The organism is Microbulbifer sp. CnH-101-G, from assembly GCF_052466775.1.
The window spans coordinates 978777-1005192 of the sequence record NZ_CP174292.1 but is presented as its reverse complement, the minus strand read 5'-3'; the positions used below and the strand labels follow the sequence as shown (position 1 = coordinate 1005192).

At 53.7% G+C, this 26416-nt stretch carries 21 protein-coding genes; 9 read left to right on the top strand and 12 right to left on the bottom strand.

From position 1 onward, the window contains the following. Positions 1–26 precede the first annotated feature (26 nt). From lapB to gyrA, 9 genes are all read right to left on the bottom strand, one after another. Complete coding sequence (gene lapB / locus ACJJID_RS04615; RefSeq protein ID WP_152452773.1) at positions 27–1217, bottom strand: lipopolysaccharide assembly protein LapB; 1191 nt, start codon at positions 1215–1217, stop codon at positions 27–29. A 1-nt stretch (position 1218) separates the two neighbouring features. Then, positions 1219–1527 carry a lipopolysaccharide assembly protein LapA domain-containing protein gene (locus tag ACJJID_RS04610; RefSeq protein WP_444921685.1) on the bottom strand — a complete coding sequence of 103 codons (309 nt, stop codon included), beginning with the start codon at positions 1525–1527 and terminating at the stop codon, positions 1219–1221. A 119-nt stretch (positions 1528–1646) separates the two neighbouring features. Further along, positions 1647–1955, bottom strand: a complete 309-nt coding sequence (ihfB, locus tag ACJJID_RS04605; protein WP_152452771.1) for an integration host factor subunit beta — start codon at positions 1953–1955, stop codon at positions 1647–1649. A gap of 140 nt (positions 1956–2095) precedes the next feature. Next, positions 2096–3775 (bottom strand): 30S ribosomal protein S1, encoded by a 1680-nt coding sequence (gene rpsA / locus ACJJID_RS04600; protein WP_444921684.1) that lies wholly within the window; start codon positions 3773–3775, stop codon positions 2096–2098. A 173-nt stretch (positions 3776–3948) separates the two neighbouring features. After that, positions 3949–4638, bottom strand: a complete 690-nt coding sequence (cmk, locus tag ACJJID_RS04595; RefSeq protein ID WP_152452767.1) for a (d)CMP kinase — start codon at positions 4636–4638, stop codon at positions 3949–3951. 68 nt (positions 4639–4706) lie between these two features. Continuing rightward, positions 4707–6938, bottom strand: a complete 2232-nt coding sequence (locus ACJJID_RS04590) for a bifunctional prephenate dehydrogenase/3-phosphoshikimate 1-carboxyvinyltransferase (protein WP_444921683.1) — start codon at positions 6936–6938, stop codon at positions 4707–4709. Then, positions 6938–8041 carry a prephenate dehydratase gene (gene pheA / locus ACJJID_RS04585; RefSeq protein WP_152452763.1) on the bottom strand — a complete coding sequence of 368 codons (1104 nt, stop codon included), beginning with the start codon at positions 8039–8041 and terminating at the stop codon, positions 6938–6940. Before pheA ends, ACJJID_RS04590 begins: the two co-directional genes overlap by 1 nt. A 39-nt stretch (positions 8042–8080) precedes the next feature. Beyond that, the gene (gene serC / locus ACJJID_RS04580) at positions 8081–9160 is read right to left on the bottom strand and encodes a 3-phosphoserine/phosphohydroxythreonine transaminase (protein WP_444921682.1); all 1080 of its coding nucleotides are present in this window, start codon (positions 9158–9160) and stop codon (positions 8081–8083) included. A gap of 166 nt (positions 9161–9326) precedes the next feature. Next, on the bottom strand, positions 9327–11888 hold the full coding sequence (gene gyrA, locus ACJJID_RS04575) for a DNA gyrase subunit A (protein WP_444921681.1): 2562 nt from the start codon (positions 11886–11888) through the stop codon (positions 9327–9329). 189 nt (positions 11889–12077) lie between these two features. Here gyrA and ACJJID_RS04570 point away from each other — a divergent pair, with 189 nt between their 5' ends. The 4 genes from ACJJID_RS04570 to ACJJID_RS04555 all read left to right on the top strand — a co-directional run bounded on the left by ACJJID_RS04570 (position 12078) and on the right by ACJJID_RS04555 (position 15835). Further along, on the top strand, positions 12078–13403 hold the full coding sequence (locus ACJJID_RS04570) for a TRZ/ATZ family hydrolase (protein ID WP_444922604.1): 1326 nt from the start codon (positions 12078–12080) through the stop codon (positions 13401–13403). A gap of 248 nt (positions 13404–13651) precedes the next feature. Then, positions 13652–14353 carry a bifunctional 2-polyprenyl-6-hydroxyphenol methylase/3-demethylubiquinol 3-O-methyltransferase UbiG gene (gene ubiG / locus ACJJID_RS04565; protein WP_152452757.1) on the top strand — a complete coding sequence of 234 codons (702 nt, stop codon included), beginning with the start codon at positions 13652–13654 and terminating at the stop codon, positions 14351–14353. A 12-nt stretch (positions 14354–14365) separates the two neighbouring features. Beyond that, positions 14366–15025 (top strand): HAD family hydrolase, encoded by a 660-nt coding sequence (locus tag ACJJID_RS04560; RefSeq protein WP_444921680.1) that lies wholly within the window; start codon positions 14366–14368, stop codon positions 15023–15025. 51 nt (positions 15026–15076) lie between these two features. After that, a complete protein-coding gene (locus ACJJID_RS04555) occupies positions 15077–15835 on the top strand; it encodes a YciK family oxidoreductase (RefSeq protein ID WP_444921679.1) in 759 nt (252 codons plus the stop codon). A 72-nt stretch (positions 15836–15907) separates the two neighbouring features. On the opposite strand, the gene ACJJID_RS04550 is transcribed toward ACJJID_RS04555, so the two are convergent. Further along, a complete protein-coding gene (locus tag ACJJID_RS04550; protein ID WP_444921678.1) occupies positions 15908–16216 on the bottom strand; it encodes a hypothetical protein in 309 nt (102 codons plus the stop codon). 264 nt (positions 16217–16480) lie between these two features. Here ACJJID_RS04550 and ACJJID_RS04545 point away from each other — a divergent pair, with 264 nt between their 5' ends. From ACJJID_RS04545 to ACJJID_RS04535, 3 genes are all read left to right on the top strand, one after another. Then, entirely contained in the window at positions 16481–16900 is a 420-nt protein-coding gene (locus ACJJID_RS04545) for a hypothetical protein (RefSeq protein WP_152452750.1), read from the top strand. A 188-nt stretch (positions 16901–17088) separates the two neighbouring features. After that, positions 17089–18237, top strand: a complete 1149-nt coding sequence (locus ACJJID_RS04540) for a sigma-70 family RNA polymerase sigma factor (protein WP_444921677.1) — start codon at positions 17089–17091, stop codon at positions 18235–18237. A 340-nt stretch (positions 18238–18577) separates the two neighbouring features. Beyond that, on the top strand, positions 18578–19015 hold the full coding sequence (locus ACJJID_RS04535; protein ID WP_444921676.1) for an acyloxyacyl hydrolase: 438 nt from the start codon (positions 18578–18580) through the stop codon (positions 19013–19015). 29 nt (positions 19016–19044) lie between these two features. Here the strand turns inward: ACJJID_RS04535 and ACJJID_RS04530 are convergent, their stop codons facing one another. Further along, the gene (locus ACJJID_RS04530) at positions 19045–20148 is read right to left on the bottom strand and encodes a glycosyltransferase (protein ID WP_444921675.1); all 1104 of its coding nucleotides are present in this window, start codon (positions 20146–20148) and stop codon (positions 19045–19047) included. 186 nt (positions 20149–20334) lie between these two features. Between ACJJID_RS04530 and ACJJID_RS04525 the strand changes: the two genes are divergently transcribed. After that, complete coding sequence (locus ACJJID_RS04525; protein ID WP_444921674.1) at positions 20335–21225, top strand: TraB/GumN family protein; 891 nt, start codon at positions 20335–20337, stop codon at positions 21223–21225. A gap of 252 nt (positions 21226–21477) precedes the next feature. Next, entirely contained in the window at positions 21478–22788 is a 1311-nt protein-coding gene (locus tag ACJJID_RS04520) for an OprO/OprP family phosphate-selective porin (protein WP_444921673.1), read from the top strand. Positions 22789–22836: 48 nt separating this feature from the next. Here ACJJID_RS04520 and ACJJID_RS04515 read toward each other — a convergent pair whose 3' ends face one another. Then, positions 22837–26394: an indolepyruvate ferredoxin oxidoreductase family protein gene (locus tag ACJJID_RS04515; RefSeq protein WP_444921672.1), complete on the bottom strand. Its 3558-nt coding sequence runs from the start codon at positions 26392–26394 to the stop codon at positions 22837–22839. Between the last annotated feature and the right edge of the window lie 22 nt (positions 26395–26416).

Genomic DNA, 26416 nt, shown 5'->3' with positions numbered 1-26416 from the left:
GACTAGATAGCGATCGAGGAAATCCATCACTCCCCCTCGATCCCCTTGACTGAGCGGACAGAGTCCCAATGCTTGCAGCTGGGGCATAACCAGTGCAATTGGTTTCCAGAGAATCCACAATTACTGCAACGATAGTGCGGACGATTGGCGATCAGTTGATCAATCAATGTTTTCAGCAGGGAGAGATTTTCCCTCGACCTACCTTGTGCCGTGCCAATATACAAATCCAGAAAACGGCCAAGTCCACGCAATGACGGGCGCAGAGCAAGCTGCTTGCCCATAAAGGCTGCCGCAGCGGCTTCACTATCCTGCTCTTGAATCCTGCTAGTAAGAGCGATCAATACGCTATTCGATGGGTGCTCCTTGAGGAGCGACTCAAGATAGCGATCCAACCCTTTTCCATCATCCAGCTCGACATAGCAGGTGATTAACAACTCCAGAATTTCCGGAATATAGTCGGGGCTTTGCTTGGGAATCCGCTGCAACACCTTGATAGCGTCCCGCTGCTTACCGAGCAAATATTCAAGACGCGCCCACAGTAAGCAGGCTCTGACCGAGCTGCGATCATACCCCAAAGCCGCATCGAGATGTTTACGCGCACTCAAATAGTCTTTGCCTGCAATAGCCTCCTCAGCGAGCTCACAGCAAAAGTGCGCCTGTATAGGAGCCCAGTCAGCGGACAATCGCTTGAATCGGCGACCGTGCAAAAGATTTACCGCATGGATGGCTTTAGCCCACTCTCTCTCATCCCTATAGACCTCAATCAAATGTTCGAGACTGGTTGCCCGCAGCTCCTGGGAGGTTTCAACCAGTTCCTGTAGAAGCCGCTCGGCTCTGTCTAACCAGCCAGCGGCGATATAGTCGCAGGCCAACTCAAACTGGGCTTTATGCTGGCTCTGCCTTGATAAGCTGGGACGCGCGAGCAGGTTCTGGTGGACCCTGATAGCCTGGTCGTACTCCCCCCTTCTACGCAAGAGATTGCCCAGAGCCAGGTGCGTATCGAAAGTGACCGGGCTGACCTCAAGAGAATCGATAAACTTCTCAATGGTGTCATCGTGGTGCTCGCTCAGAAGATAATTAAGCCCCTGCGCATAGGAGCGAGCCAGGGACTGCTCCCGCTCACTAAAGTCGGGCTTTCTCCTGGAGCTACCGCGACCCAATACCCAACCGATAGCAACAGCAGTCAGCAGAAAGAAGAAGTAGGCAAGATCCAGCAAGTCAGTCTCCGGAAGCCTTACGGTGAACGGCTTGCAGTTCGCGCTCCATCTTTTTGAGCTGCTTGCTCAAACCTCGAGCGCGGCGGTGCTGAGAGAAAATCGGTAAAAGACTGGCAAGGAAGCCGAGCAAAACGCCCAGAAGCAGCATACAGATCAGCCAAACCCCAACGCTACCGGACTGCAGGGAGTAACCCGCAATAACCGGTGAGATCACCTGGGAGTTTTCCACCGCAAAATAGATACCGAGAGCAACGCAAATCAGGGCCAAAAGGCCGAAAAAAAAGTGCATCAGCCAGCGCAGAAATGACAAGGGAACCTCCACGTTCCACGAAAGATTGGCTCAAACTAGCGGCCACAAGGATTTTCAGGCGAATGATACTGCCATTTTGGAAGCACCACCCCTCTCATCCGGCAATATCCGAGGTGCAATCATACTTCGATCCCAGCCACATCGTGCATGCTGCGATTTACTCTGTCGCGCAATTCTTTGCCAGGCTTGAAATGGGGAACATATTTACCCGCCAGCGCCACAGCATCCCCCGTTTTAGGATTCCGCCCAGTGCGCGGTGCACGGTAATGCAGTGAAAAACTGCCAAAACCTCGTATCTCAATGCGCTCCCCCTGAGAGAGGGAATCAGACATGGTATCCAACATCACCTTGACCGCCAGCTCTACATCCTTAACTGGCAGCTGATCCAACCTCAACGCAATCCTTTCGATCAGTTCGGACTTGGTCATGCGCTCCGCAACCTTTGTAAGTCATTGATTTTCTGGAGTAGAGCGCCAATCATCTAATAGAAAGCCGGACTGGGCAACCCCAGTCCGGCTTTCGGGTCACTTCAGATAAGAAGTCTGAAGTAGTGAACACTCAAAGATAATTAGTCTTTGTTGCTCATCTGTGCCTTGATCAGGTCACCGATAGTAGCAGGCTGAACTTGCTCAGACTGCTTCTTGCTGTGATCCTTGATGGCTTGCTTCTCATCGTCCTGGTCTTTGGCTTTGATAGACAGGCTGATCACGCGGTTCTTGCGATCCACGCTGGTGATCTTAGCTTCTACTTCTTCGCCTTCTTTCAGAACGTTGCGAGCGTCTTCAACCTTGTCGCGGCTGATTTCTGAAGCGCGCAGAACGCCTTCAACTTCATCTGCCAGGGTGATTACCGCCTGCTTAGCGTCTACTTCCTTCACGATACCATTGACGATGCTGCCGCGATCGCTAGTGGATACGTAGTCGGAGAATGGATCGGACTCCAGCTGCTTGATACCCAGGGAGATGCGCTCGCGCTCGGAATCGATGCCCAGGATAACAGTCTCGATTTCGTCGCCTTTCTTGAACTTGCGAACAGCTTCTTCGCCAGCTTCGTTCCAGGAGATATCGGACAGGTGAACCAGACCGTCGATGCTGCCGTCGAGACCGATGAAGATACCGAAGTCAGTGATGGACTTGATCTTACCGGAGATCTTGTCGCCCTTAGCAAATTTACGCGCGAAGGCATCCCACGGATTTTCCTGGCACTGCTTGATACCCAGGGAGATACGACGACGCTCTTCGTCGATATCCAGAATCATCACCTCTACCTCGTCGCCAACCTGGACAACTTTGGATGGGTGGATGTTCTTGTTGGTCCAATCCATTTCGGAAACGTGTACCAGACCTTCCACACCTTCTTCCAGCTCTGCGAAGCAGCCGTAGTCGGTCAGGTTGGTTACAACCGCCTTCACGCGGCTGTTCTCTGGGTAACGCTGCTTGATGGATACCCAAGGATCTTCGCCCAGTTGCTTCAGGCCCAGGGATACACGGCTGCGCTCGCGGTCGAACTTCAGTACTTTTACTTCGATCTCGTCGCCAACATTCACGATCTCGCTCGGATGCTTGATACGCTTCCAAGCCATATCGGTGATGTGCAGCAGGCCGTCGATACCACCCAGATCTACGAAAGCACCGTAGTCGGTCAGGTTCTTAACGATACCCTTAATGCTCATGCCTTCTTGCAGGCTTTCCAGCAGCGCTTCACGCTCTTCAGAAGTTGCAGCTTCCATCACGGCGCGACGGGAAACCACTACGTTGTTACGCTTGGCATCCAGCTTGATAACCTTGAACTCGAGCTCTTTACCTTCCAGGTGCGCGGTGTCGCGAACCGGGCGAACATCAACCAGAGAGCCGGGCAGGAATGCGCGGATATTGGCAACGTCGACAGTAAAGCCACCCTTAACCTTACCGCTGATAACACCTTTAACCACTTCGTCAGCTGCGTGCGCTGCGTCGAGGATTTTCCAGGCTTCGGCGCGCTTGGCTTTTTCACGGGACAGACGGGTTTCACCGAAACCGTCTTCTACAGCTTCCAGGGCAACCTGTACTTCGTCGCCCACCTGTAGCTCAACTTCGCCTTTATCGTTGGCGAACTGTGCAGCAGGGATAACGCCTTCAGACTTCAGGCCCGCGTGAACGGTTACCCAGTCTTTGTCTACGTCAATTACAACACCAGTGACGATAGCGCCCGGTGCCATTTCAACGCTTTTTAGGCTCTCTTCAAATAGATCAGCAAAGCTCTCGCTCATTACATTACCTATAGTGCTGGGTCCAGCCGTTAGTAACTGTTGAGTTTAGTCAACCGCCAGCCAGGACCCCAACCGCGATGCCAGAACGCGGGTCGGATTACAACAACGGCCGGGCAATTCTGGCAAAACCCGGCCGCTATCGTTAAAAACTTTCTGCTACTGACTTCAGTGGTTCAGGGCGCGATTCGCTCCTGTACCAGTGCCATTACTTTATTGAGAACATCCTCAATCCCAACCCCAGTACTATCGAGCTCTACCGCGTCTTCAGCGGGAGCCAGGGGGGATGCTTTTCGATTCATATCCTGTGCATCACGGGCACGAATGTCCTCCAGCAGGTCGCGGAGGCTAACAGAAACCCCCTTCTCCCGCAACTGCGCTTCACGCCTCCTGGCGCGCTCCTCGGCACTGGCGGTTAGATACACCTTAACGGGGGCATCGGGGAATACGGTGGTGCCCATATCCCGGCCATCGGCCACCAAACCTGGCTGGAGCCTAAAGTCCCGTTGACGCTGCAGTAATGCGGCGCGCACGCCGGGGATTGCAGCCACCGTAGAGGCTGCCATACTCACCCGCTCCATACGGATTTCATGGCTGACCTCCCGGCCCTCCAACAAGACCTGCAAGCGACCATCGCTTATCGGAAAGCGAACATCCAAATCTTTGGCGACCTGAGTCAGCGCTTCCTCATCGGCGAGATCCACCTCTTTTTCCAGGGCGGCCAAGGCGGCAGCCCGATAAAGAGCGCCAGAGTCCAAAAGCGCAAAGCCCAGCCTGTCGGCCAGCAGCTTTGCGATAGTTCCCTTACCTGAGCCACTGGGACCGTCAATTGTGACAACCGGTGGCAGCTTGCTTGAATCATTCATAGTTATTCGTACAACTCTACTTCATCGTTAGCCGCGCAAACCGGCTCCCCCCATAAAGATACCCTAGGTCAAGCTAACTGCAGCCTAAAGCCTGAACCAACTGCCAGTTCAGCAAAGTTCGGAAAGGAGGTCGCCACATTGGCGCAGTGGAGGATGCGGATTGTATCCTTTGCACGCAGCGATGCCACCGCAAAAGCCATGGCGATACGGTGATCTCCTAAACTATCCACGGTGCCACCGGAAAATACCGCTTTTTCTGGGGAGCCATTGATCACGATTCCATCTTCGGTAGGCGCCGCACTTACCCCCAAGGCAGCAAGACCATTGGCCATCGCCTGAATACGATCACTCTCTTTTACACGCAATTCTTCAGCACCGGTCAAAACCGTCTGCCCCTGCGCGCAAGCCGCGGCAATAAATAGTGCGGGGAATTCATCGATAGCCAGAGGCACCTGATCTTCGGGAATAGCAATTCCCTTTAAAGGCGCATAGCGAACCCGGATATCCGCGACCGGCTCCCCCCCCACAGTGCGTTTATTTGAAAGCTCAATATCACCACCCATAGCCCGAAGGATATTAATGACTCCATCGCGCGTCGGGTTGATTCCCACATGCTCCAGGGTCACATCCGCCCCTGGAGAAATAGCCGCAGCCACCATAAAGAAAGCCGCTGAGGAGATATCCGCCGGCACATCAATACGACAAGCCTTCAACTCTCCATTTCCTTGCAAGGTCGCACGTGCACCATCTCGTCCCACGGAATAACCAAAACCCTGCAACATGCGCTCGGTATGATCGCGGGTAGGAGCCGGCTCCACAGTGCTGGTTTCACCTTCTGCATAGAGGCCGGCGAGCAGGACCGCGGATTTCACCTGGGCACTTGCCATTGGCAGGTGATAGTCGATACCGGCGAGTCGTTTACCACCTTTGATCAATAGTGGTGGACGCCCCTCGGGCCCGGTTTCGATTGCTGCGCCCATGTCTCGCAATGGGTTGGCAACCCGGTTCATGGGGCGTTTAGAGAGGGATTCATCACCGGTCAGAGTGACATCAAAATTCTGACCCGCGAGTAAACCAGCAAGCAGGCGCATAGATGTCCCTGAATTACCCAAATAAAGGGGACCAGGAGGCGCCTGTAAACCATGCAACCCCACTCCATGTATCGTCACTCGGCCCTTATCCGGCCCCTCAATGACCACCCCCATATCGCGAAAAGCCTGCAGAGTGGCCAGAACGTCCTCCCCCTCAAGGAAGCCCTCCACTTCTGTCACCCCTTCAGCCAGAGAGCCCAGCATAATTGAGCGGTGTGACATGGATTTATCTCCCGGAACACGGAGTTTGCCACTCACGGTGCCACCCGGTTGCGCGATAAAAGTAACTTCCTTTGCTTGCATAGGTTCTGAATACGCTTGTTTCGCTAACATTTTTGTAAAGTGATCCCGCGCCGCTTTAGCGCGGGTAAATACCCCCATCAGTGCCGAGCTATCACCAGAGGCGATCGCATTGCGCAGGGAGGAAAGATTGAGACTGTAGAGATCGATCGCCTTTAAAATGGCATCGCGATTAGCCAGCATAATATCCCGCCACATCACCGGGTCGCTGGAGGCAATGCGAGTGAAGTCGCGAAAGCCACCGGCCGCATAGCGGAAAATATTTTCATTCTCAGCATCGTGGGCCAGGGTATCTACCAAGCTAAAGGCGATCACATGGGGGAGGTGGCTGGTCGCGGCCAGTACTTCATCATGCTCTTCCACCGACATTTTCAATACTTCAGCTCCGGCGGCCTGCCACGCCTGAGCCACTCTGTGCAGGTGATCGACATCGGTGTCAGGAGCTGGAGTGAGGATTACGCGGTGATCGCGATAGAGGTCATCGCGCGCAGCACTTACCCCACTTTTCTCGGAGCCGGCAATTGGGTGCCCTAACACCAGATAATTCGGCACCCTGCCCCAGATTTTTTCCGCCGCACTCTGCACGCTTCCCTTAACACTGGCACTATCGGTGACAGTCACACCTTCAGGCAAATGATCCTTCAACTGCGCAAATACCGACTCCACTGCGAGAGTTGGCACCGCAATAAAAACCAGATCCCCAGCTTCCAGCTGCTCAAGCGCTGGCGGCAGGCTTGTGTAGGCGCGATCGACTACACCCAATCTCTTTGCCTGCTCGCAGACCTCCTCCTGAAGCGCCACACCGATCACTTCACGGCAGGCTCCCGCCGCCTTGAGGGCGAGCGCAAAGCTGCCACCAATAAGGCCGATACCCACAACCAACAAGCGGCCAACACGCACTTGCCCCATCACAGGACACCGCGCGGGTAGGAGCCGAGCACTTTCAGATCCGAAGCACAGGCACCGACCTCTTTTAGCGCCTCAGCAATGTCTTTCGTATCGCGGTGACCTTTAAAGTCGACAAAAAACACATAAGTCCAGTTACCGGACTGAGAAGGCCGCGTCTCCACCCTGGTAAGGTCGATGCTGTAGCGGCGGAAGGGCTCAAGCATATCGTGCAGCGCACCCGGCTCATTGCGCATGGAAACCATCAGAGAGGTCTTATCATCGCCACTGGCAGGCACCTGCTGAGTGCCAACGATCAGGAAACGCGTGGAATTATCCGGGCGGTCCTCAATTTTCTCTGATAGCACCTTCAGACCATACAGATCTGCCGCCATATCCCCGGCGATTGCCGCGGCATTCCATTCCCCTTTAACACGCTTGGCCGCATCCGCATTACTGGAGACCGCCACCCGCTCCACGTTGGGGTAATGCGCATCCAGCCATTTGCGGCATTGGGCCAAACTCTGGGCATGGGAATAAATACGCGTGATCGACTCCGGCCGGGTCACGTCGGAAATCATCAGGTGATGATGAATACGCAACTCCACCTCTCCGCAAATACTGAGATTGGAGTTCATAAAGTTGTCCAGGGTGTGATTGATCACACCCTCAGTGGAGTTCTCTACCGGCACTACACCGTAATTCACAGCGCCAGCCTCCACCTCGCGGAAGACTTCATCGATGGCCGCCAGCGGACGACTCTGCGCGGAATTGCCAAAATGCTTCAAGGCCGCCTGTTGGGTAAAGGTACCTTCTGGCCCGAGATAAGCTACCTTAACCGGCTCCTCCAGAGCGAGGCAGGCGGACATAATCTCTCGAAAAAGCCTCGCCATTTCCTCATCGGTCAAAGGGCCAGCATTGCGCTCCATAGCGCGACGCAAAACCTGCGCCTCACGTTCAGGGCGATAATAAAGCGCATCCTCTCCGGTTGCTTTTTTTACCTCCGCCACCTCCAGTGCGCAACTGGCCCGCTCGCTGATTAGCCGGGCGATCTCCGAGTCAATGTCATCGATACGATTGCGCAGCTCCAGCAGGCGCTGGTCGCCTCCCACGGTTTCCTCTGTCATCCGCTTTCTACTTTCCTGGGTTTATTAATTGCCTGATCTTTAGCCTCTGCAGGCCTCGAAGTCCGCCATAAAGGCCACTAGCGCCTTCACTGCCTCAAAGGGTACGGCGTTATAAAGGGATGCCCGCATCCCCCCCACAGAGCGGTGCCCCTTCAAGCTGAGCAACCCGGCTTCCTCGGCCTCGGCCAAAAACTGCTTATCAAGTCGTTCGTCGGCCAACACAAATGGGACATTCATCCGCGAGCGGCTGGACTTCTCCACCGGGCTGGAAAAGAAATCACTACTATCGAGAAAGTCATAGAGCAGAGAGGACTTTTTAGCAGCCTGTTGAGCCATAGCTTCAACGCCACCCTGATTCTTGAGCCACTGGAAAACCAGACCTGAAAGGTACCAGGCGAATGTGGGTGGCGTGTTATCCATAGAGCCGGCATCTGCCGCGACTTTCCAACTCAAGCTACGCGGAATATCTTTTAGCGCTCGATCGAGGAGATCATCGCGAACCAAGGCGACCGCTATACCGGAGGGGCCAATATTTTTTTGCGCACCGGCATATATCACACCAAATTTTTCCACGTCGATTGGACAGGAAAGAATATTAGAGGACATATCCGCAATCAGGGGACATTCCACTTCAGGAACATAGTCGAACTCGATACCGCCGATGGTCTCGTTGGGCGTGTAATGAAAATAGGCCGCTCCCTTACTCTGCTGCCAGCTGTCCTGTGATGGCACATAGCGGAAATTACGATCCTCACTGGACGCAACCACATTGACTTCGCCATAACGTCGAGCTTCTTTAATCGCCTTGGCCGCCCACTGCCCGGTGTGGATAAAGTCAGCCTGTTTTAAGCCTGCGCCGAGCAGGTTCCAAGGCACCGCACTGAACTGTCCGGTAGCCCCACCCTGTAAAAACAGCACCTTATAGTTATCTGGCACCTTGAGCAGGTCGCGCAGATCCTGTTCCGCGCGTTCAGCCACCTCGACAAATTCCGGCGAGCGGTGGCTAACCTCCATCACTGAACAACCCAGACCGCGCCAATCCAGCAGCTCCTGCTGCGCCTGCTGCAAAACCGGCTCAGGTAGAGCGGCGGGACCAGCGCAGAAATTGTATTTCCTCATGACCTGACTTCCACAAACTAAAAATGGTTTCAAATTCAACTAGATGTGCCGACGCACAAACCGCCATTCAGGGAGATGGGTATCACGCTTTCAGGCATTTTTTAGGGCATCAGAGGCAAGAAAGGCCGCGATAATCGCAGCCTTTCTGTTGGTACCTGAGGGTGGGTCACTCTGCCCCACCGTTGTCTTCGACTTCTTCCTCAGTTTCTTCGATACGCCCGAGGCCCACGAGCTTTTCACCGCTCTTAAGCCGGATGACACGCACCCCCTGGGTATTGCGCCCCAGGACGGAAACCTCGTCGACGCGGGTGCGCACCAGAGTGCCCTGATCGGAAATCAACATCATTTCCTCACCTGGGTGCACCTGACAGGCACCCACTAAGGCACCGTTACGCTCGCTCTCGGCGATCGCGATAACACCCTGGGTGCCGCGACCCTTGGTGGGGAATTCGCTGATAGCGGTACGCTTACCGTAGCCGTTTTCAGTGGCCATCATCACCGAGCCGCCCTCTTCCGGGATCACCATGGCGATCACCTCCTTGCCCTCCTGCATGCGGATACCGCGCACACCGCGAGACACGCGGCCCATAGAACGGACATTGGCCTCGGAGAATCGCGCCGCTTTACCGGCACTGGTAAGCAGCAATACATCGCGCTCACCGTCGGTCACCGCTGTGGCAACGAGACGATCTCCTTCTTCCAGTTCGATAGCGCGCAGACCCACGCTGCGCGGACGGGCAAAGGCGGTAAGCGGAGTCTTCTTCACGGTGCCGTTAGCAGTAGCGAAGAAGATAAAGTGATTTTCATCGTACTCAGACACAGGCATCAGGCTGCTGATGCGCTCGCCCTCTTCCAACGGCAGCATATTGACTACCGGCCGTCCGCGCGAGGCGCGACCGGCAGTGGGTACTTCATAAACTTTGAGCCAGTACACCTTGCCTTTGTTAGAGAAGCACAAAATAGTGTCATGGGAGTTGGCAATCAACAGGTGCTCGACAAAGTCTTCATCCTTCACCTGGGTGGCCGACTTACCCATACCGCCGCGACGCTGGGCCTGGTAATCCGTCAGAGGCTGGCTTTTGGCGTAGCCACCGTGAGAGATAGTCACCACCTTATCTTCCGGGGTGATCAGGTCTTCTACAGTCAAGTCTTGACGGGAGGCAACGATATCGGTGCGGCGCTCATCGCCAAAGTCCTTAGACAGCTGCTCCAACTCTTCGCGGATTACTTCCATCAGGCGCTCGAAGCTACCGAGGATATGCAGGTATTCAGCGATCTGCTCCAGGCGATCCTGGTATTCCGCCAGCAGCTTGTCGTGTTCCATACCGGTGAGGCGGTGCAGGCGCAGCTCGAGGATGGCCTGAGCCTGGGCCGGTGACAGGTAGTAGGCGTTATCGCGCAGACCAAACTCTTTTGGCAGATCATCCGGACGACAGGCATCGGCGCCAGCACGCTCAAGGAATTGCTGCACGTTGCCCACTGGCCAGCCTTTGGCCAGCAGCGCCTCGCGGGCATCCGCTGGGGTAGCGGAGGACTTGATCAGCTCGATCACCGGATCGATATTGGCGATGGCAATCGCCAGACCTTCCAGAATATGACCGCGCTCGCGCGCTTTGCGCAGCAGGTAGACGGTACGGCGAGTCACCACTTCCTGGCGGTGACGCACGAAGTGCTCGAGCAGCTCTTTCAGGTTCAGCACCTTGGGCTGGCCATCGACCAGAGCCACCATATTGATGCCGAACACGCTTTCCAGCTGGGTTTGGGAATAGAGGTTGTTTAAAACCACATCACCCAACTCACCGCGCTTGAGCTCAATCACTACGCGCAGGCCGTCTTTATCGGATTCGTCGCGCAGCTCAGAGATTCCCTCGATCTTCTTCTCTTTCACCAGCTCGGCGATACGCTCGATCAATCGAGCCTTGTTCAGCTGATAGGGGATCTCGGTAATAACAATTGTTTCGCGATTGGTCTTGTCATCGCGAATCACATCCGCCTTGGCGCGCACGTAGATACGCCCGCGGCCCGTGCGATAGGCCAAGAGTATCCCGGCGCGGCCATTGATGGTTGCCCCGGTGGGGAAGTCCGGCCCAGGGATATACTCCATCAAGTCGTCAACAGACAGCTCGGGATTGTTGATCAATGCCAGGCAGGCGTTGACAACCTCTTTTAAGTTGTGGGGGGGGATATTGGTGGCCATGCCCACGGCAATACCCGAAGAGCCGTTTACCAATAGGTTCGGCACGCGGGAGGGTAGTACCTCCGGCATCTGCTCGGAGCCGTCGTAGTTATCGACAAAATTGACGGTTTCTTTATCTAAGTCAGATAGCAGTTCGTGGGCCAGCTTATCCATGCGAATTTCGGTATAACGCATGGCAGCCGGACTATCGCCATCGATAGAACCGAAGTTGCCCTGGCCATCTACCAAGGTGTAGCGCATAGAGAAAGGCTGGGCCATACGCACAATCGTGTCGTAGACCGCGGTATCCCCATGCGGGTGGTATTTACCGATCACATCGCCAACGACACGCGCTGACTTTTTGTAGGGTTTATTCCAGTCGTTTTTCAGTTCGCTCATAGCGAAGAGCACACGGCGGTGTACCGGCTTGAGGCCATCGCGTACATCCGGCAGTGCGCGCCCGACAATCACGCTCATGGCGTAGTCGAGATAAGACTGCTTGAGTTCTTCTTCGATATTAATCGGAGAGATTTCTTTGGCTAATTCGCCCATGGCTTACGGCGTTCCTTTTTATAGCGCGGGCATGTGTACTGAGCCCGGATAAGCGGGCGATTCTAGCACAGTTTGACGCCTTTGGACCGGCTGCCCTACGCTCTTCTAGACCACTACTCTCCCCTGTTGCCGCAAGCAGTCTCTGCCGCTAAAGTAAATCCCCATCTTAACCGCCGTCGCCTAACTTCCATGCCCCAAGCAATAGACACCCTGATTCATGCGCGCTGGATTATCCCAGTAATCCCCGAGCAAAAAGTGTACGAGAATTGCTCTTTAGCCATTGAGAGCGGGCGAATCACCGCCCTGTTGCCATCGGCAGAAGCCAAAATACGGTTCAAGGCAAAACGGGAAGTGGAGCTCAAGCATCACGCCCTGATCCCCGGGCTGATCAACACCCACAATCACGCGCCCATGACGCTATTACGGGGTTATGCCGATGACCGCCCCCTCAAGGAATGGCTGGAAAAACATATTTGGCCGACGGAACAGCGCTGGGTAGGGCCGGAGTTTGTCGCGGATGGCAGCCGCCACGCCATTGCGGAAATGCTGCGCTCGGGAACTACCACTTTCTCTGATCAGTATTTCTACCCAGAAGCTGTCGCAACCGCTGTCCGGGAAACCGGCATCCGCGCACATATCGCCTTTCCGGTATTGGATGTGCCCACCCCCTGGAGCCGCCACGCCGAAGAGGCCCTGCATAAAGGCTTGGCACTGCGCGACGACTACCGCGCCCATGAACGCATTGAAGTGGTTTTTGCACCACACGCCCCCTACACCGTCGGCGATCAAACCCTGGAGAAAATCGCTGTATGCTCCGCCGAGGCGCAAATTCCCGTGCAGATACATCTGCACGAGACTTACCAGGAAGTGGAAACCGCACTGAAGCAAAATGGCGAACGCCCCACCGAGCGGCTACAGCGCCTTGGCCTGATGAGCCCACAGACTCTCTGCGTACATATGGTGGCAACCAATGAGCGGGACATAGAATTGTTGAATACCAGTGGTGCGCACGTGGCCCACTGCCCTTCGTCCAACCTCAAACTGGCCTCCGGCTTCTGTCCTACCGTCGAGATGCTCGATGCCGGTATTAATGTATCTCTGGGCACTGACGGAGCCGCTAGCAACAATAGTCAGGACCTGTTTGCCGAGGCCAGTACCGCAGCACTGCTGGCCAAGGCTGTCAGTGGCAGGGCCACCGCACTTCCCGCTCACCAGGCGCTGGCAATGGCTACTATCAATGGCGCACGTGCTTTGGGTATTGAGGAGGAAACCGGCAGCCTGGAAATTGGCAAGAGCGCCGATATTGCGGCGATCAATCTATCCGGCCTGGAGCAGCAACCAGTACACGACCCCATGTCTCAACTAATTTATGCCAGCGGCGGACACAATGTCAGCGACGTCTGGGTTGCGGGCAAGCAGTTATTGGGAGAGCGCCAATTACTCACCCTGAACGAGACTGAGGTAATCCAGCGAGCGCAATTATGGCGTGATAGAATCGCCGGCCATTCGCGCTAGGCACGAACGGACACTGCGATTCAATATAGGAATCAGCCACTAATTAATCATTAACTAGGCAATTTAATGGGTGTACTTCATCCCTTTTGTTGCCGTCCGTGAAATACTGGAGTGGCTATTCAAGCCTCCCTGCTTTCTCGGACTTTTACCGGCCAGCTGACAACTGGTTACGGCACACCCCCGTGCCGAGATAACCCGTAACCGCATGTATTTACGGGTTAACAGCGACGGAGTTTGCAGAGAAATTCATGAGTAATGTAGATCCCACGGAAATCGCCAAATTCGAGCAACTCGCCAGCCGCTGGTGGGATAAAGAAGGCGAATTTAAACCGCTGCACGAAATTAACCCATTGCGCGCTAACTACATTGACAGATACGCCTCAGTGGCCGACAAAAAACTGCTGGATGTCGGCTGCGGCGGAGGGATTCTGGCTGAGGCCATGGCCCAGCGAGGTGCAAAGGTGACTGGGATTGATATGGGCGAAGCCCCTCTCAACGTTGCCAAATTGCACGCTCTGGAAAGCGGCGTATCGGTAGATTATCGACGTATTACCGTGGAAGAGCTTGCCGAAGAAGCACCGGAAAGTTACGACGTTGTGACCTGCCTGGAAATGCTCGAGCATGTACCCGATCCTGCCTCAGTGATCCGCGCCTGCGCCAAACTGGTCAAGCCCGGCGGACACTTGTTTTTCTCGACGATCAACCGCACCCCCAAAGGCTGGCTCTTTGGCGTGGTGGGAGCGGAATATATCCTACGCTTACTACCCAAAGGCACCCATGAATACAGCAAGTTTATCCGCCCCTCGGAAATGGGCGCCTGGCTGCGCGAGGCGGACCTGGAACTGCGCGATATCACCGGCATGACCTACAACCCGGTTACCCGCAACTATAAACTCAATCCCCGCGACGTCGACGTCAATTACCTGATGTATGCCAGCAAACCCGAATAAGCGAACCCTACGATGAAAGCAGTTTTATTTGACCTGGATGGCACACTCCTCGACACCGCTCCGGACTTTATTGTCGTGCTCAATCAGTTGCGGCATCAGGAGCAATTACCTCCACTGCCCGACCAGGTAATCCGCGGCACCGTCTCAAGCGGCTCAAGGGCACTGGTCACCCTGGGGTTTGGCAAACAGGAAGGTGATCCCGAATTTGCCAGCCTCCTGCAGCGCCTGCTGGATCTCTACCTCGCGCACCTCGCAGAGCAAACCGCCCCCTTTCCCGGCATAGAACCATTACTGGATACCCTCGCGCAGAATGAAATCCCCTGGGGTATCGTCACCAATAAACCCGAAGCATTTACGGTGCCGTTGATGCGGGCATTTGAATATCTGCCACCGGCCTCTGCGGTGATTTGCCCCGATCATGTCAGCAAGTCAAAGCCAGACCCAGAAGCGATATTGCTCGCTTGCAGCAAAATTGGATGCACTCCGGCAGACGCCGTCTATATCGGAGATCACCAGCGGGATATAATTGCCGGCCAGCGTGCAGGCATGCCGACGATTGCTTGCGCATACGGCTATATCGATGCATCTGATGACCCCGCCAATTGGGGTGCCGATCACCTGGTCAGCTCAGTGGATGAAATCTGGCCCTTGCTACAGCAACATTACATTTAATCTTTGAAATCATGCCCGGCCCGATGCTGGGCGCCAGCATCAGGATGTTTCATGTCTGAATATGCCGGCGACTATGTCGCTCCATCAAACTTACTAAAAGATAAAATCATACTCGTTACCGGCGCTGGTGACGGTATTGGCAAAGTTGCAGCAAAAACTTTCGCCGCACACGGAGCCACCTTAATACTGTTGGGGCGCACCACCCCAAAGCTCGAAATGGTCTATGACGAGATTGAGGCCGCCGGAGGACCGCAGCCGGCAATTTTCCCTATGGATCTCAGTGAAGCACGCATAGAAAACTTTGAAAATCTTGCCGAGGCCATCGAACAGGAATTTGGTCGCCTAGATGGCCTGCTTCACAACGCAAGTCTACTCGGACAGCGCACGCCCCTGGCAAATTACCATTTCGCTACTTGGCAACAGGTCATGCAGGTCAATGTCAATGCAGCATTTGGGCTCACCAAAGCACTACTGCCTCTGCTGGAAAAATCCGAAGCCGGTTCGGTAGTTTTCACCAGCTCTAGTGTTGGGTTAAAGGGACGGGCATATTGGGGGGCCTATTCTGTATCAAAGTTCGCAACAGAAGGGCTGATGCAGGTACTCGCCGATGAATTGGAAGGTGTATCCAATGTTCGGGTGAACAGTCTCAACCCGGGCGCTACCCGCACAGCCATGCGCGCGACGGCCTACCCGGCAGAAAACCCCAAATCAGTAGTGGCACCAGAAGAAATTATGCCGACTTACCTCTACTTAATGGGCGATGATAGCCGCAGCCAGAGCGGCAAACACTTCAGCGCGCAAAAACGCTAGACCCTGTAAATAGCAAAAAACCGGGTAGCTCCCGGTTTTTTGCTGAGGCAGGGACAAAGGTGTTCGCCCCTATCACTTCTTGGGGGATTCCTCTCCCGATGGGCTTCTCTGCCCCACACCTTTATCAGCCCCCATATGCTCAGGCACATCGGCAAAGATGTCCCCCTCAAATTCCATCATCTCACTGCCACCGAGCATTTCGCCTTTTTTGATATTGCTCCCGGAAAAGTCCTGCTCTATACCCTTACCCTGTTGATTCTGAGATAGGGTAACCACGCTCGTTGAGGCAAAGACCTCTCCTCCGAGTGTAAGCCGCAAACCCTCGATACTGAGATAACCTGCCGTAGCCAATATAACTGCGGGAGTAATAAGACTTTTCATTGTTCCGCCCCTGGATAGTTTTTGCCTATGATTTAAATCCAATCAATAGCCAAGCACTCAACAAACCCCTAAGACAAGCACCGCTATTGAAAATGAGCCAACCAAATCGCTTTAATAAGGTGACAGATTAGCTCATCTTTATCGAGGCTATTTTTCCATGTGGGTTCCACTAAAAGCGTGCGGAGACGCACAAATCCAATTGTCCATTAGCCGCAGCTCCGGCAAAATAAAGCCCACAGCTGGCAAATAACGTAATAAATACTCATGAATCGAATTTTTCTTATCTCCCTCCTAACTATCCTCGCTCCCAGTATTAACGCGGACACGCTGGGAAAACAGCTTAAAGGCTGCTCTGAAATTACACCCAACACGGATCGACTGGCTTGCTACGACAAGCTCAGCAACTCCCTCGCAAAGCGAGCCGAGCAAGATTTCGGTCAAGAATACAAGCAAACTGAAGAAGCACCTGAGTCTATCGAGGCAAAAATCGCAGAGATTCAGGAGGGTGCCCACAATAAGAAAATCGTAACCCTGGAAAACGGCCAGGTCTGGAAGCAGAATGATGCGGGTCGCATATTTTGGAAATCCGGTGACCTCGTTGTCGTGGAGCGCGCAATGTTTGGCTCCTTCTTTATGAAACCTGCCGATGGTGGAAAGAAAATGCGGGTCAAGCGCCTGAAATAACTTACCATTAGTAACCTGGGCGCTCTCTGCGCCCAGCCCCTCCCTCCCACACAAAGACTTATCAGTCAGCCTTAATAGGGCGCAAAATTCAACTTTCATCTATCGTTAAGGTGAAATGGGCGCCAAAGGGTGCCCGGAGAGACTGAACAAAACATATCGTTCACGCAGTCAACAGAAGGTTTAAGCACTTGTCCCGAGAAAATTTTTACTCAAGGGATGAAGACTGGCTGAAGGATACAGACAACGCCCTCTCCGATTCCTGCTCCAATGCGGAAAATCGCGGCCAGACGGAAGACGCCGGGCCCGATATCGAAGAGATTCATTCAGTTGGGGAGCCTTTGAGCGAAAGCGGCAGCACCCCAATGCAGAGCTATCTCAAGCACTTATATAGGCTTGAATTGCTCACACCCGAAGAGGAACACAGTACCACCTGCCTGTTGCGGGATCTCGAGGACACCCTGATCGAGAAGCTGCAGCAATGCGGTACCGAGCTTGTCCAGCTGCGCAGCGAAGGCGTGGAGCAGCGCGGCAGTACCGGCGCCTATGATCACGGCCTAATCATTGCTCACACCGAAAAATTAATGGCCGGCGACGAACTTATCCGAAGGGAAAGAAGCAAGCTCGGCGGCCTTCTGCGGCGCTTCCAGGAACAGCGCAAGAAACTCATCCAGTGTAACCTGCGCCTGGTCATCGCCATTGCCAAACGTTTCCGCAATCCCTCGGTGCCATTCATTGACCTGATCCAAGAGGGCAATGTCGGCTTAATGAAGGCCATTGAACGCTTCAAACCGCAAATGGGCTACCGCTTTTCCACCTATGCCTACTGGTGGATTCAGCAGGAAATACAGTTGGCTATGCGCCGCAATGAGGATTTGGTGCGCCAGCCAGCCAATGTGCAGGATGATTTGCGTACAATTTACCGTGCAATCGGCGAGGTGCGCGCCCTAGGGCAGCCCGCCTCTGATGAAAATCTGGTGAAACATACAGGGCTCGATCTCGAACGCATCCAAAGCCTACTTAAGCTGCCAGGCCCTACAGGCTCACTGGACGACCCTGTCGCAGACGACCAGAGCAGCACCCGCTTGGATTATGCTCCCGCCGATGAGCTTTATAACACCGATGAGCTGGTTACCAATCAAGAGCTGGCGGAGCGTCTGCGCGAAGCGGTAAATCGCCTACCGCCACGACAGAGGACAGTGCTGAACCTGCGCTATGGTCTGATTTCAGATAGAGATTGTTCTTTCCGGGTTATCGGTGAGCAACTTGGACTCAGCCAGGAGCGCGCGCGCCAGCTGCACTCCGATGCCATTCGACAACTGAAGCGACAGTGGCGATAACTGCCCAGCAATTGATCCAGCAATCGATCAAAAGACCAATACTCTCTGAGCAGGGGGCTGATTTTCAGCCCCCAACCAATCACCTCCTATCAAACAGGAGGAAGTCGGTGGCGGTCAACGAGTACCGTGCTTGCCATCAATCACTTTCCCACTAGTCTTAATTACAGCTCTTGCAACTATCCCCCTATATCCCATGCGTAAATCTTTCACACAGGCTGCGGGCGATAACACAGCGCTAGGCTGTATCCTTTTCTTCGCCTTAAATTTCCTCATTTCACACGTAGCACACGCTGAGCAGGAAATTATTATCAGCGGCGGAAAGGGGCTGGGAAATGCCTTAATGCAACGGGACTCTATTTCCGCCGCCAAGGTAGCCGGCGTGAACTACTCATACCTACTCACCTCCTCCAATAACGCCAATCATTCATGGCAATGGTGGGGCCAGGGTAGCTACTCCTATATACGCCTGGGACATCTCAATGAAACCCAGCAGCAAAACATCATAGAAATCAAACCGGTACTGCGCTGGTATCCGCGCAGTGAACCCCTAGGTGGATTTGGAGAAGCGGGAGTTGGCGCTTCTTACTTAAGCCAGCGGGAATTTGGCGATATTCAGCTCAGCACCAAGGTTAACTTTGCTCTGCATTTTGCCCTGGGCTATCGCTTTAGCAGTGGCCATACCTTATCGGTGCGCTATAGCCACTTCTCCAATGCCTACACCAATATCCCCAACCCCGGTTTCGATTTCGCCTCACTCAATGGACATTTTAATTTCTGATCCAACACTGAGGCGCTTACAATTGCCAGTTAAGAAGTGGCGCTGAGATTGCGGTAGATATTCACGGTCTTTTTAACGATATCTTCATGAAAAAAGCCGTGCAATTCCGCTTTATCCCGCTGCACCATCAAAGTCAGGCCCACATCGCACAGCGCTTGTGGGCTCCCCCGCTCAACCACGCCTTGAGCGAAACAGTGCGCCAGTACTTCTCCAGCACAGGTATCTTTATAAGCAACCACCGCACACCCCATCGCCAAAGCCTGCATCGCATTTTTGCCATTAGGCTCTCCAGAGTCGGAGAGACAAAAAGCCAACTGCGAGGAAGCATAGAGTTCCCGTAAATCCTTTCTCTCTCCCAGAAACAGTACACACCCCTCAAGCCCCAGCTCTTCGGCTAGCTGCTCCAGCTTGCGTACATAGCGTAAATCGCCGCCCTGCGGCACCCCTACCACCAGCCCCAATAAATCGTCACGACTCTCTTTAGCCTGTGCCAAAGCCTGCAAAAAGGTTCTCAACTCCCCCTTTTCTGACAGGGAACCCGAATACAACCACCAATTTTTTCCCTCCAGCTGCGGATAGCTATTCAAGAAACGTAAGTGCCATTGGCTCGATACAGGTTTACTGCGATCGAACTCCCGGGAATTAATGCCCCAATGCACAACATGGGCCGGGTCAGCTAACTTTTCTCCAAAATGCTGCTGCAAATGATTTGCGATCCCTGTGGACGATGCGATGACAGATTGCCCAGAAATCAATCCCGCATCCCGTCTACCAGGTGAAAAATACTGATCGACATGAGTTATTAAACTGGGACGGGCGCCGACATCCATGCCTCGCCAAGCCCGCCAAACCAGCTGGGCAGTCAGGCGCCCGTGAACATGGATTACATCGGCATTTAAGCTTTGTAAGACATTGCGCAACCGACGAGCAAAGGCCACAGACAGAAAAGGCTTTTTATTCAAAGATAATTGAATATGTTGAATGTCATGCAACTCTAAACGGTTTACCAGTGCTCCCCCAGTAGAGATCACAACGGGTTTAACGCCCTGCCGGGCCAGTTCCTGAATAAATTCCAGCGCGACCTTGCCTACTTCTCCAGGCTCCAACTCAGGCCAGACTTGTACGATTTTCAAAATACCTACCGCAAAAATGGAACAAAGGCGGTATTTTGGCCCTCACAGAAATAATTTCCCAGTAGATTCCACACAAGTTTGCAACAAACCCCTCTAGCCAGGCCAATTTACCAGCAAGTTCCCCCAGTATGAGATGGGCTTCACGAGTGCTAACATGACTCGCTTCAACACATTCAGGAAAAAGCAATGTTCCAACGCTATTTCACACAGTCAATCGCTCTTGTTCTTATATTGCTTGTTGGCACTGCCACCGCAGCGGAAACAGACCGCGGTATTTTCTGGAAAGCCACCAAGGAGGATAAAACTGTCTATCTGCTGGGCTCTATCCACTTGGCAACGGAAGACTTTTATCCGATGCGTGCCCAAATAGAGCGCGCCTATGCCACCAGCGACGCTATTGCCGTTGAAGCCGATGTCCTCGCAGCCGAAAGCGACATAATGGTGCAACAGAAAATTATGATGGAATCGGTCTATCAAGGAGAACGCAGCCTGCGTGACGACCTGCCAGCAGACTTATATAAGAGACTGCAAGCGTGGATGCATAAACGCAACATGCCGGAAGCCATGTTTATTCGTCAGCGCCCCGCTATCGCTATGATTTCCATGAGCATGATCGAAATGCAGGCTCTGGGCCTCAACCCTGAGTTGGGTATCGACCGTCACTTCCTAACCAAAGCCAAAAAAGATGGAAAACCGGTATTAGAGCTTGAAGGAGTCGTGCAACAATTCCAGCTTTTGAACGGCTTAGACAATCCCGCCCTGTTACTTCAGCAGACGCTAGAACAACTGGAGGATGTTTCCACCTACTTACCTCAACTCACCAATGCCTGGAAAGCCGGGGATCACGATGCCCTCAACCGTCTGATATTGCTCGATGGCCTTGAGGAAAATCCCGAATATAAGCCCCTTTACGACAAGCTCTTTTTCCAGCGCAACAAAAATATGGCCAATAAGATTGCATCCAAGGCGTCAAAGTATCGTTCACTGTTTGTGGTTGTCGGCGCCGGTCATCTGGTAGGACAAGGCAGTATTGCAGATCTGATGAAAGAAAAAGGCTATAAACTGGAGCGTATCTAATTTTTTCCAGGCAGTGTAATCACTAAACTGAATACCTTCTTACTTTTGCCCGCGAAATATTGGCGCAGACATAAATAGTTGTCGGTGTTTCACGGGCTTACCCAGTAGCACCTGCACTTCGCAGGTTCAAAACCAGCGCCCTTTTACCCGCAAAAAAGCTGAATCGGCGAAAAATTGATTAATCGTCATACTCACTTGCTAAACTGCAACAACACGCCGCAGTAGTCACTGCAGTTTTCTAGGGAGTACCCCATGAAACGCTACGGCCTATTTTGCGCCCTAGCCTGTGCCCTTGTTTCTTCCCCCGCCACAGCCGATAAGGCCAAAACAGAAGGTGGGCTCAAAATTACATCTGACGATGGTAATTTTTCCGCTGAGCTCGGCGGTCGAATCCATTTTGACACCTACTTTTTTGACAAGGACGACAACTACTTTGACAGTTTTTTCATAGATGATGAATTTGAGGAGCCGGTAAACACTACGGACTTTCGCCGAGCGCGCCTGGCAATGAAGGGGAAACTCTGGAAGTGGGAATACAAGCTGGAGAGGGATTTTGCCTCCGCCGGAACTGGAGGGCTTAGAGATGTATTTCTGGCCACTAAAATCTTCGACGGCAAACTTCGCATTGGTAACTTCAAACCCAGCCGCTCTATTAATGAGCTAACCAGCTCCAATGAAATCACCATGATGGAGAGATCCTTCGCCACTGCCGCAGGGGTTTTCGCCGACCGCGGCCGACAACAGGGAATTGGCTGGAATACCCACTGGTGCTGCCATACATTTGGCGTCGATCTCTTTAACCTGCGCAATCCCGGTGATCCGCGCAATGAGGGCATAGGGAGCGCAGCCCGGTTTACTTGGGCCCCGATTAACGAGCCCATCAGCACCCTGCACCTCGGCGCCTATTTAAGTTATGAAGATGCCAATGAGGACACCTTAGCCCGTGAGGCCCTGGTTGAATATACCGGGCGTCGTGGCCCGGAGCAGCTGGTTGCTTTAAGCCCTGGTGGTGGCGAATTTTTCTTTGGTGATTTTGGTGATGATGAATTTTATCAAGGTAACCCAGGTGGTGATGTGTGGATTTTTGGACTGGAGTTAGCCGGCACCTACGGTCCTTTTTACGCCCAATCAGAATACGCTTTTGGCAATTTCTCTGGAGATATCTATCTATCAGAGCTTACTTTCGAGGATTTTTTTGGCGCACCGCCCAGTTTCTTATGCGATCCATTTACCGGCTGCTTCATTGGCGATCAGGATGTGCGCACCTGGTATATCACCGGTAGCTGGGCGATCACCGGTCAGCACAAACCCTACGACGATAAAATAGGCGTTTTTAAATCCATCAAACCCACCCCACCGGAAGGCGCTTTCGAAGTAACCGCACGTTACGACACCATCGAGAATAAGGATATTCCCCGCATGAGGGTTAGCAACTTTGTTTTTGGGTTTAATTATTATTTCAACCCCAAGGTGCGTTTAATGATGAATATAACACTCGGGGATGATGATTTTACCGGCGATCAAACCAAACAGTTCGCTGTTCGAATGCAGGCTTACTGGTAGGAAAAACAGCCCCGGAGGAAATCTGCCGGGGCTGTTATGGTCGGAGAGTTAACCCACCTGTTGGGCTTTAGTGGGATCGAAAATCTCAACCTCGCTGGCCTGACCGGCGTTTCGAGAAGGATTTTCGAAACGGCTCAGCGCCAGCTCTCTTTGTCGCTGGGCTTCCAACAAGTTGGCCTCTTTGATGTGCCCATAGCCTTTAATAACCTCTGGGTAGCTAAGCAGTTCAATAGCCGCCTGGTGGTTTTGCGCATTCAACTCACCCACCACTTTCTCAACCAACTGCTCATACTCAGTAATCAAGGCCCGCTCCATACGGCGCTCAGCGGTATAGCCAAAAATATCCAGGGCCGTACCACGCAAGAACTTCAGTTTGGCCAGGACACCAAACGCTTTATACATCCAACCGCCAAATTTCATCTTACGCGGGCGTCCCAACACCTTGTCGAAACGGGCCAATAGAGGCGGGGCAAGATTGAACTCAAGTACAAAATCGCCGCTGAAATTTTCCTGCAGAGACTGGGTAAAGCGCCCATCCGTGTAGAGGCGCGCGACCTCATACTCGTCCTTGTAAGCGAGCAGCTTGGCATAATTGCTCGCAACCACCTCCGCAAGTGCCTGGCTCGCTGGCGTTTTAAGAATTTCGGCCGCTTTGACCTTATCGACCAGGCTCTGATAGCGCTTGGCCAACGCCTCATTTTGATAGCCGGTCAGGTGTTCAACCCGATGGGCAACAATCTCATCCAGCCCTTTGGGCAACACAACAGGCGCGCGGTCATGGGCGAGAAGCCGGTTTAAAATCTTTCGATCCGCTGCTGCCAGGCGCCCGGCAGCAAATCCCTGCAGGTTACCCTCAACCGCTACGCCATTCAGCTCAATAGCCTGTAACAGCGACGCCTGGGAGAGAGGCAGAAGGCCTTTCTGCCAAGCAAAACCCAACATAAATATATTGGCCGCCAGGGTATCTCCCAGTGCAGATTTGGTCAGACGGTGGGCATCGATGGAATCCAACTCGCTAACCGCACTGCTCAGAGTATCGAGGACTGCCTGTGGAGAGTGGGCATCCTCACGGCCCAAAACGGTGGCAGCTGTGGGGCTCAGGTGTGAATTCACTACCGCACGGCTATGGGTTTCATCCAGCTTGGCCAGGCAAGCGGCGAGATTCCCAGCGGCAATCAAGTCGCAGGCCATCAGTGCATCGGCGCGACCATCGGAGATACGTACCGCTTGCAGCGCTTCGGGCTGAGCGGCAAAACGAATATGGGAATAAACGGCACCGCCTTTTTGCGCGAGGCCGGTCTGATCCAGGGTGCTGCAGGCTTTGCCCTCAATATGCGCTGCCATCGCCAACAGTGCTCCGATGGTCACCACACCGGTGCCGCCCACCCCTGTCACCAGGAAGTTAAAGGGTTCAACTAGGCCTGGTAACTGTGGTGTAGGCAGCTTTTCCGCTTCTGTACGCAATACATCGCCAACGCCCGCACCTTTGGCCAGACGCCCACCTTTTACGGTAACAAACGAAGGGCAAAAACCATTGATACAGGACAGATCCTGGTTGCAGCCGGTTTGGTTGACGCGGCGCTTGTCCCCCAGAGCGGTGGAAACCTTTTCCACGGCAATACAGCTGGACTGTTGCACACAGTCGCCACAGCCTTCACACACCAATTCATTGATAAAGGGGCGCCCCTCAGCTTGAGGCAACAGGCCGCGCTTGCGTTTGCGTCGCAACTCGGTGGCGCAGGTCTGGTCGTAAATAATAACCGTACACCCTTCCACATCACGCAACTCTTCCATTACCGCCGGCATATAGTCCCGGTGGCGAATCTCTACCTCAGAAGGGAAGCTCAGGGCCCCCTGGTATTTGTCCGGGTTGTCCATCACCAGAACGACTTTTTGCACCCCTTCCGCCAGCACTTGGCGGCAGATCATATCCGGTGCCAACTCGCCATCGTGGGGCTGACCACCCGTCATGGCGACGGCGTCGTTGAACAGGATTTTGTAAGTAATATTGACTCTGGCAGCAACAGAGGCGCGAATGGCGAGAATTCCAGAGTGGAAATAGGTGCCATCCCCCAGATTCACAAATACATGCTTTTCATCGGTGAAAGGCGCTTGCCCCACCCAGTTCACCCCTTCGGCACCCATTTGCGTAAAGGTGAATGTCTCGCGATCCAACCACTGGGCCATATAGTGGCAGCCGATACCGGCAAGCGCGCGACTGCCCTCCGGCACTTTGGTGGAACGGTTGTGGGGGCAGCCGGCACAAAACATGGGTAGGCGTGACACGCTGGAGCCCGCCTGTTGTGCAATGCGTTGCGCCAGGGCGTTGAGGCGCATTAAGCGGTGTTGTCCGCGCTCGCCCAGCTGGTCTTGATCCAAAATCAGACCCAGCACCTGGCAGATAATGGCCGGAGACAATTCTCCATAGGCTGGCATTAACGGCTGGTCGTGCTCATCCACTTTACCGAGGATACGCGGAAAGTTGGCATCCTTGAGGTGGACGTTGTACAGCTCTTCTTTCAGCTGCACTTCCATCAGACTGCGCTTTTCCTCCAGCACCAGCAGGGTATCCAGGCCCCGGGCAAATTCTTGGATGCCGGGCACATCCAGGGGATAGGTCATCCCCACCTTGAGGATACGAATGCCCAGCTGTCGGGCTTTCTCCTCATTGATACCCATATCCTCGAAGGCCTGCATCAAGTCCAGGTGGGCCTTACCGGTAGTGACGATACCTAGAGTGGCCTCTGGATTTTCCAGCACCACCTTGTTCAGTTTATTGGCGCGGGCAAATGCCAGAGCTGCCGGGCGCTTGTAGCGCCACAAACGCTCCTCTTGCTCAAGGGGATTGTCTTGTTTGCGAATATTGAGCCCACCTTCAGGGCGCTCAATCTCGGGGTAGCTGAACTGTACTCGCTGTGGATCAACTTCCACCGTAGCGGAGCTATCCATATTTTCTGCCAGAGTGATCATCGCCACCCAACAGCCACTAAAGCGAGATAACTCCAGGCCATAATGACCGTAATCCAGAACCTCCTGCACAGTTGCGGGATTCAAGACCGGAATATGCATATCCACAAAAGCAAATTCCGACTGTCCTGGATAGGAGGAAGACTTACAGCCGTGGTCATCTCCAGAGATGATAAGCGCCCCGCCCTTTGACGAGGAACCCGCGGCATTGGCGTGGCGGAAAGCATCACAGGAGCGGTCCACACCCGGCGTCTTGCCGTACCAGATACCACAAACACCATCCACCCGGGCGCCATCGAACAGGCCAACCTGCTGGGAACCCCACACTGCAGTCGCTGCCAGCTCCTCATTCACGCCCGGTTGGAATCGGATATTGTGCTGGTCCAGTAATTTTTTGGCCCTTGAGAGCTGTAGATCGTAGCCACCCAAAGGGGAGCCGCGATAACCGGAGATAAAAGTCGCAGTATTCAGGCCGCGGGATTGATCCATCCGCATCTGGTCGATGGGCAGGCGCACCAGTGCCTGAATCCCTGAGAGAAGCACACGGCCTTTCAGAGTGGTAAAACGATCATCCAGTGATATTGGTTTTTTTACCTGGGAGTCCACCGCGCGCTGGGGACTGGCTACTTTATCAGTCATACACCTAGTTTCCGGTCATTTA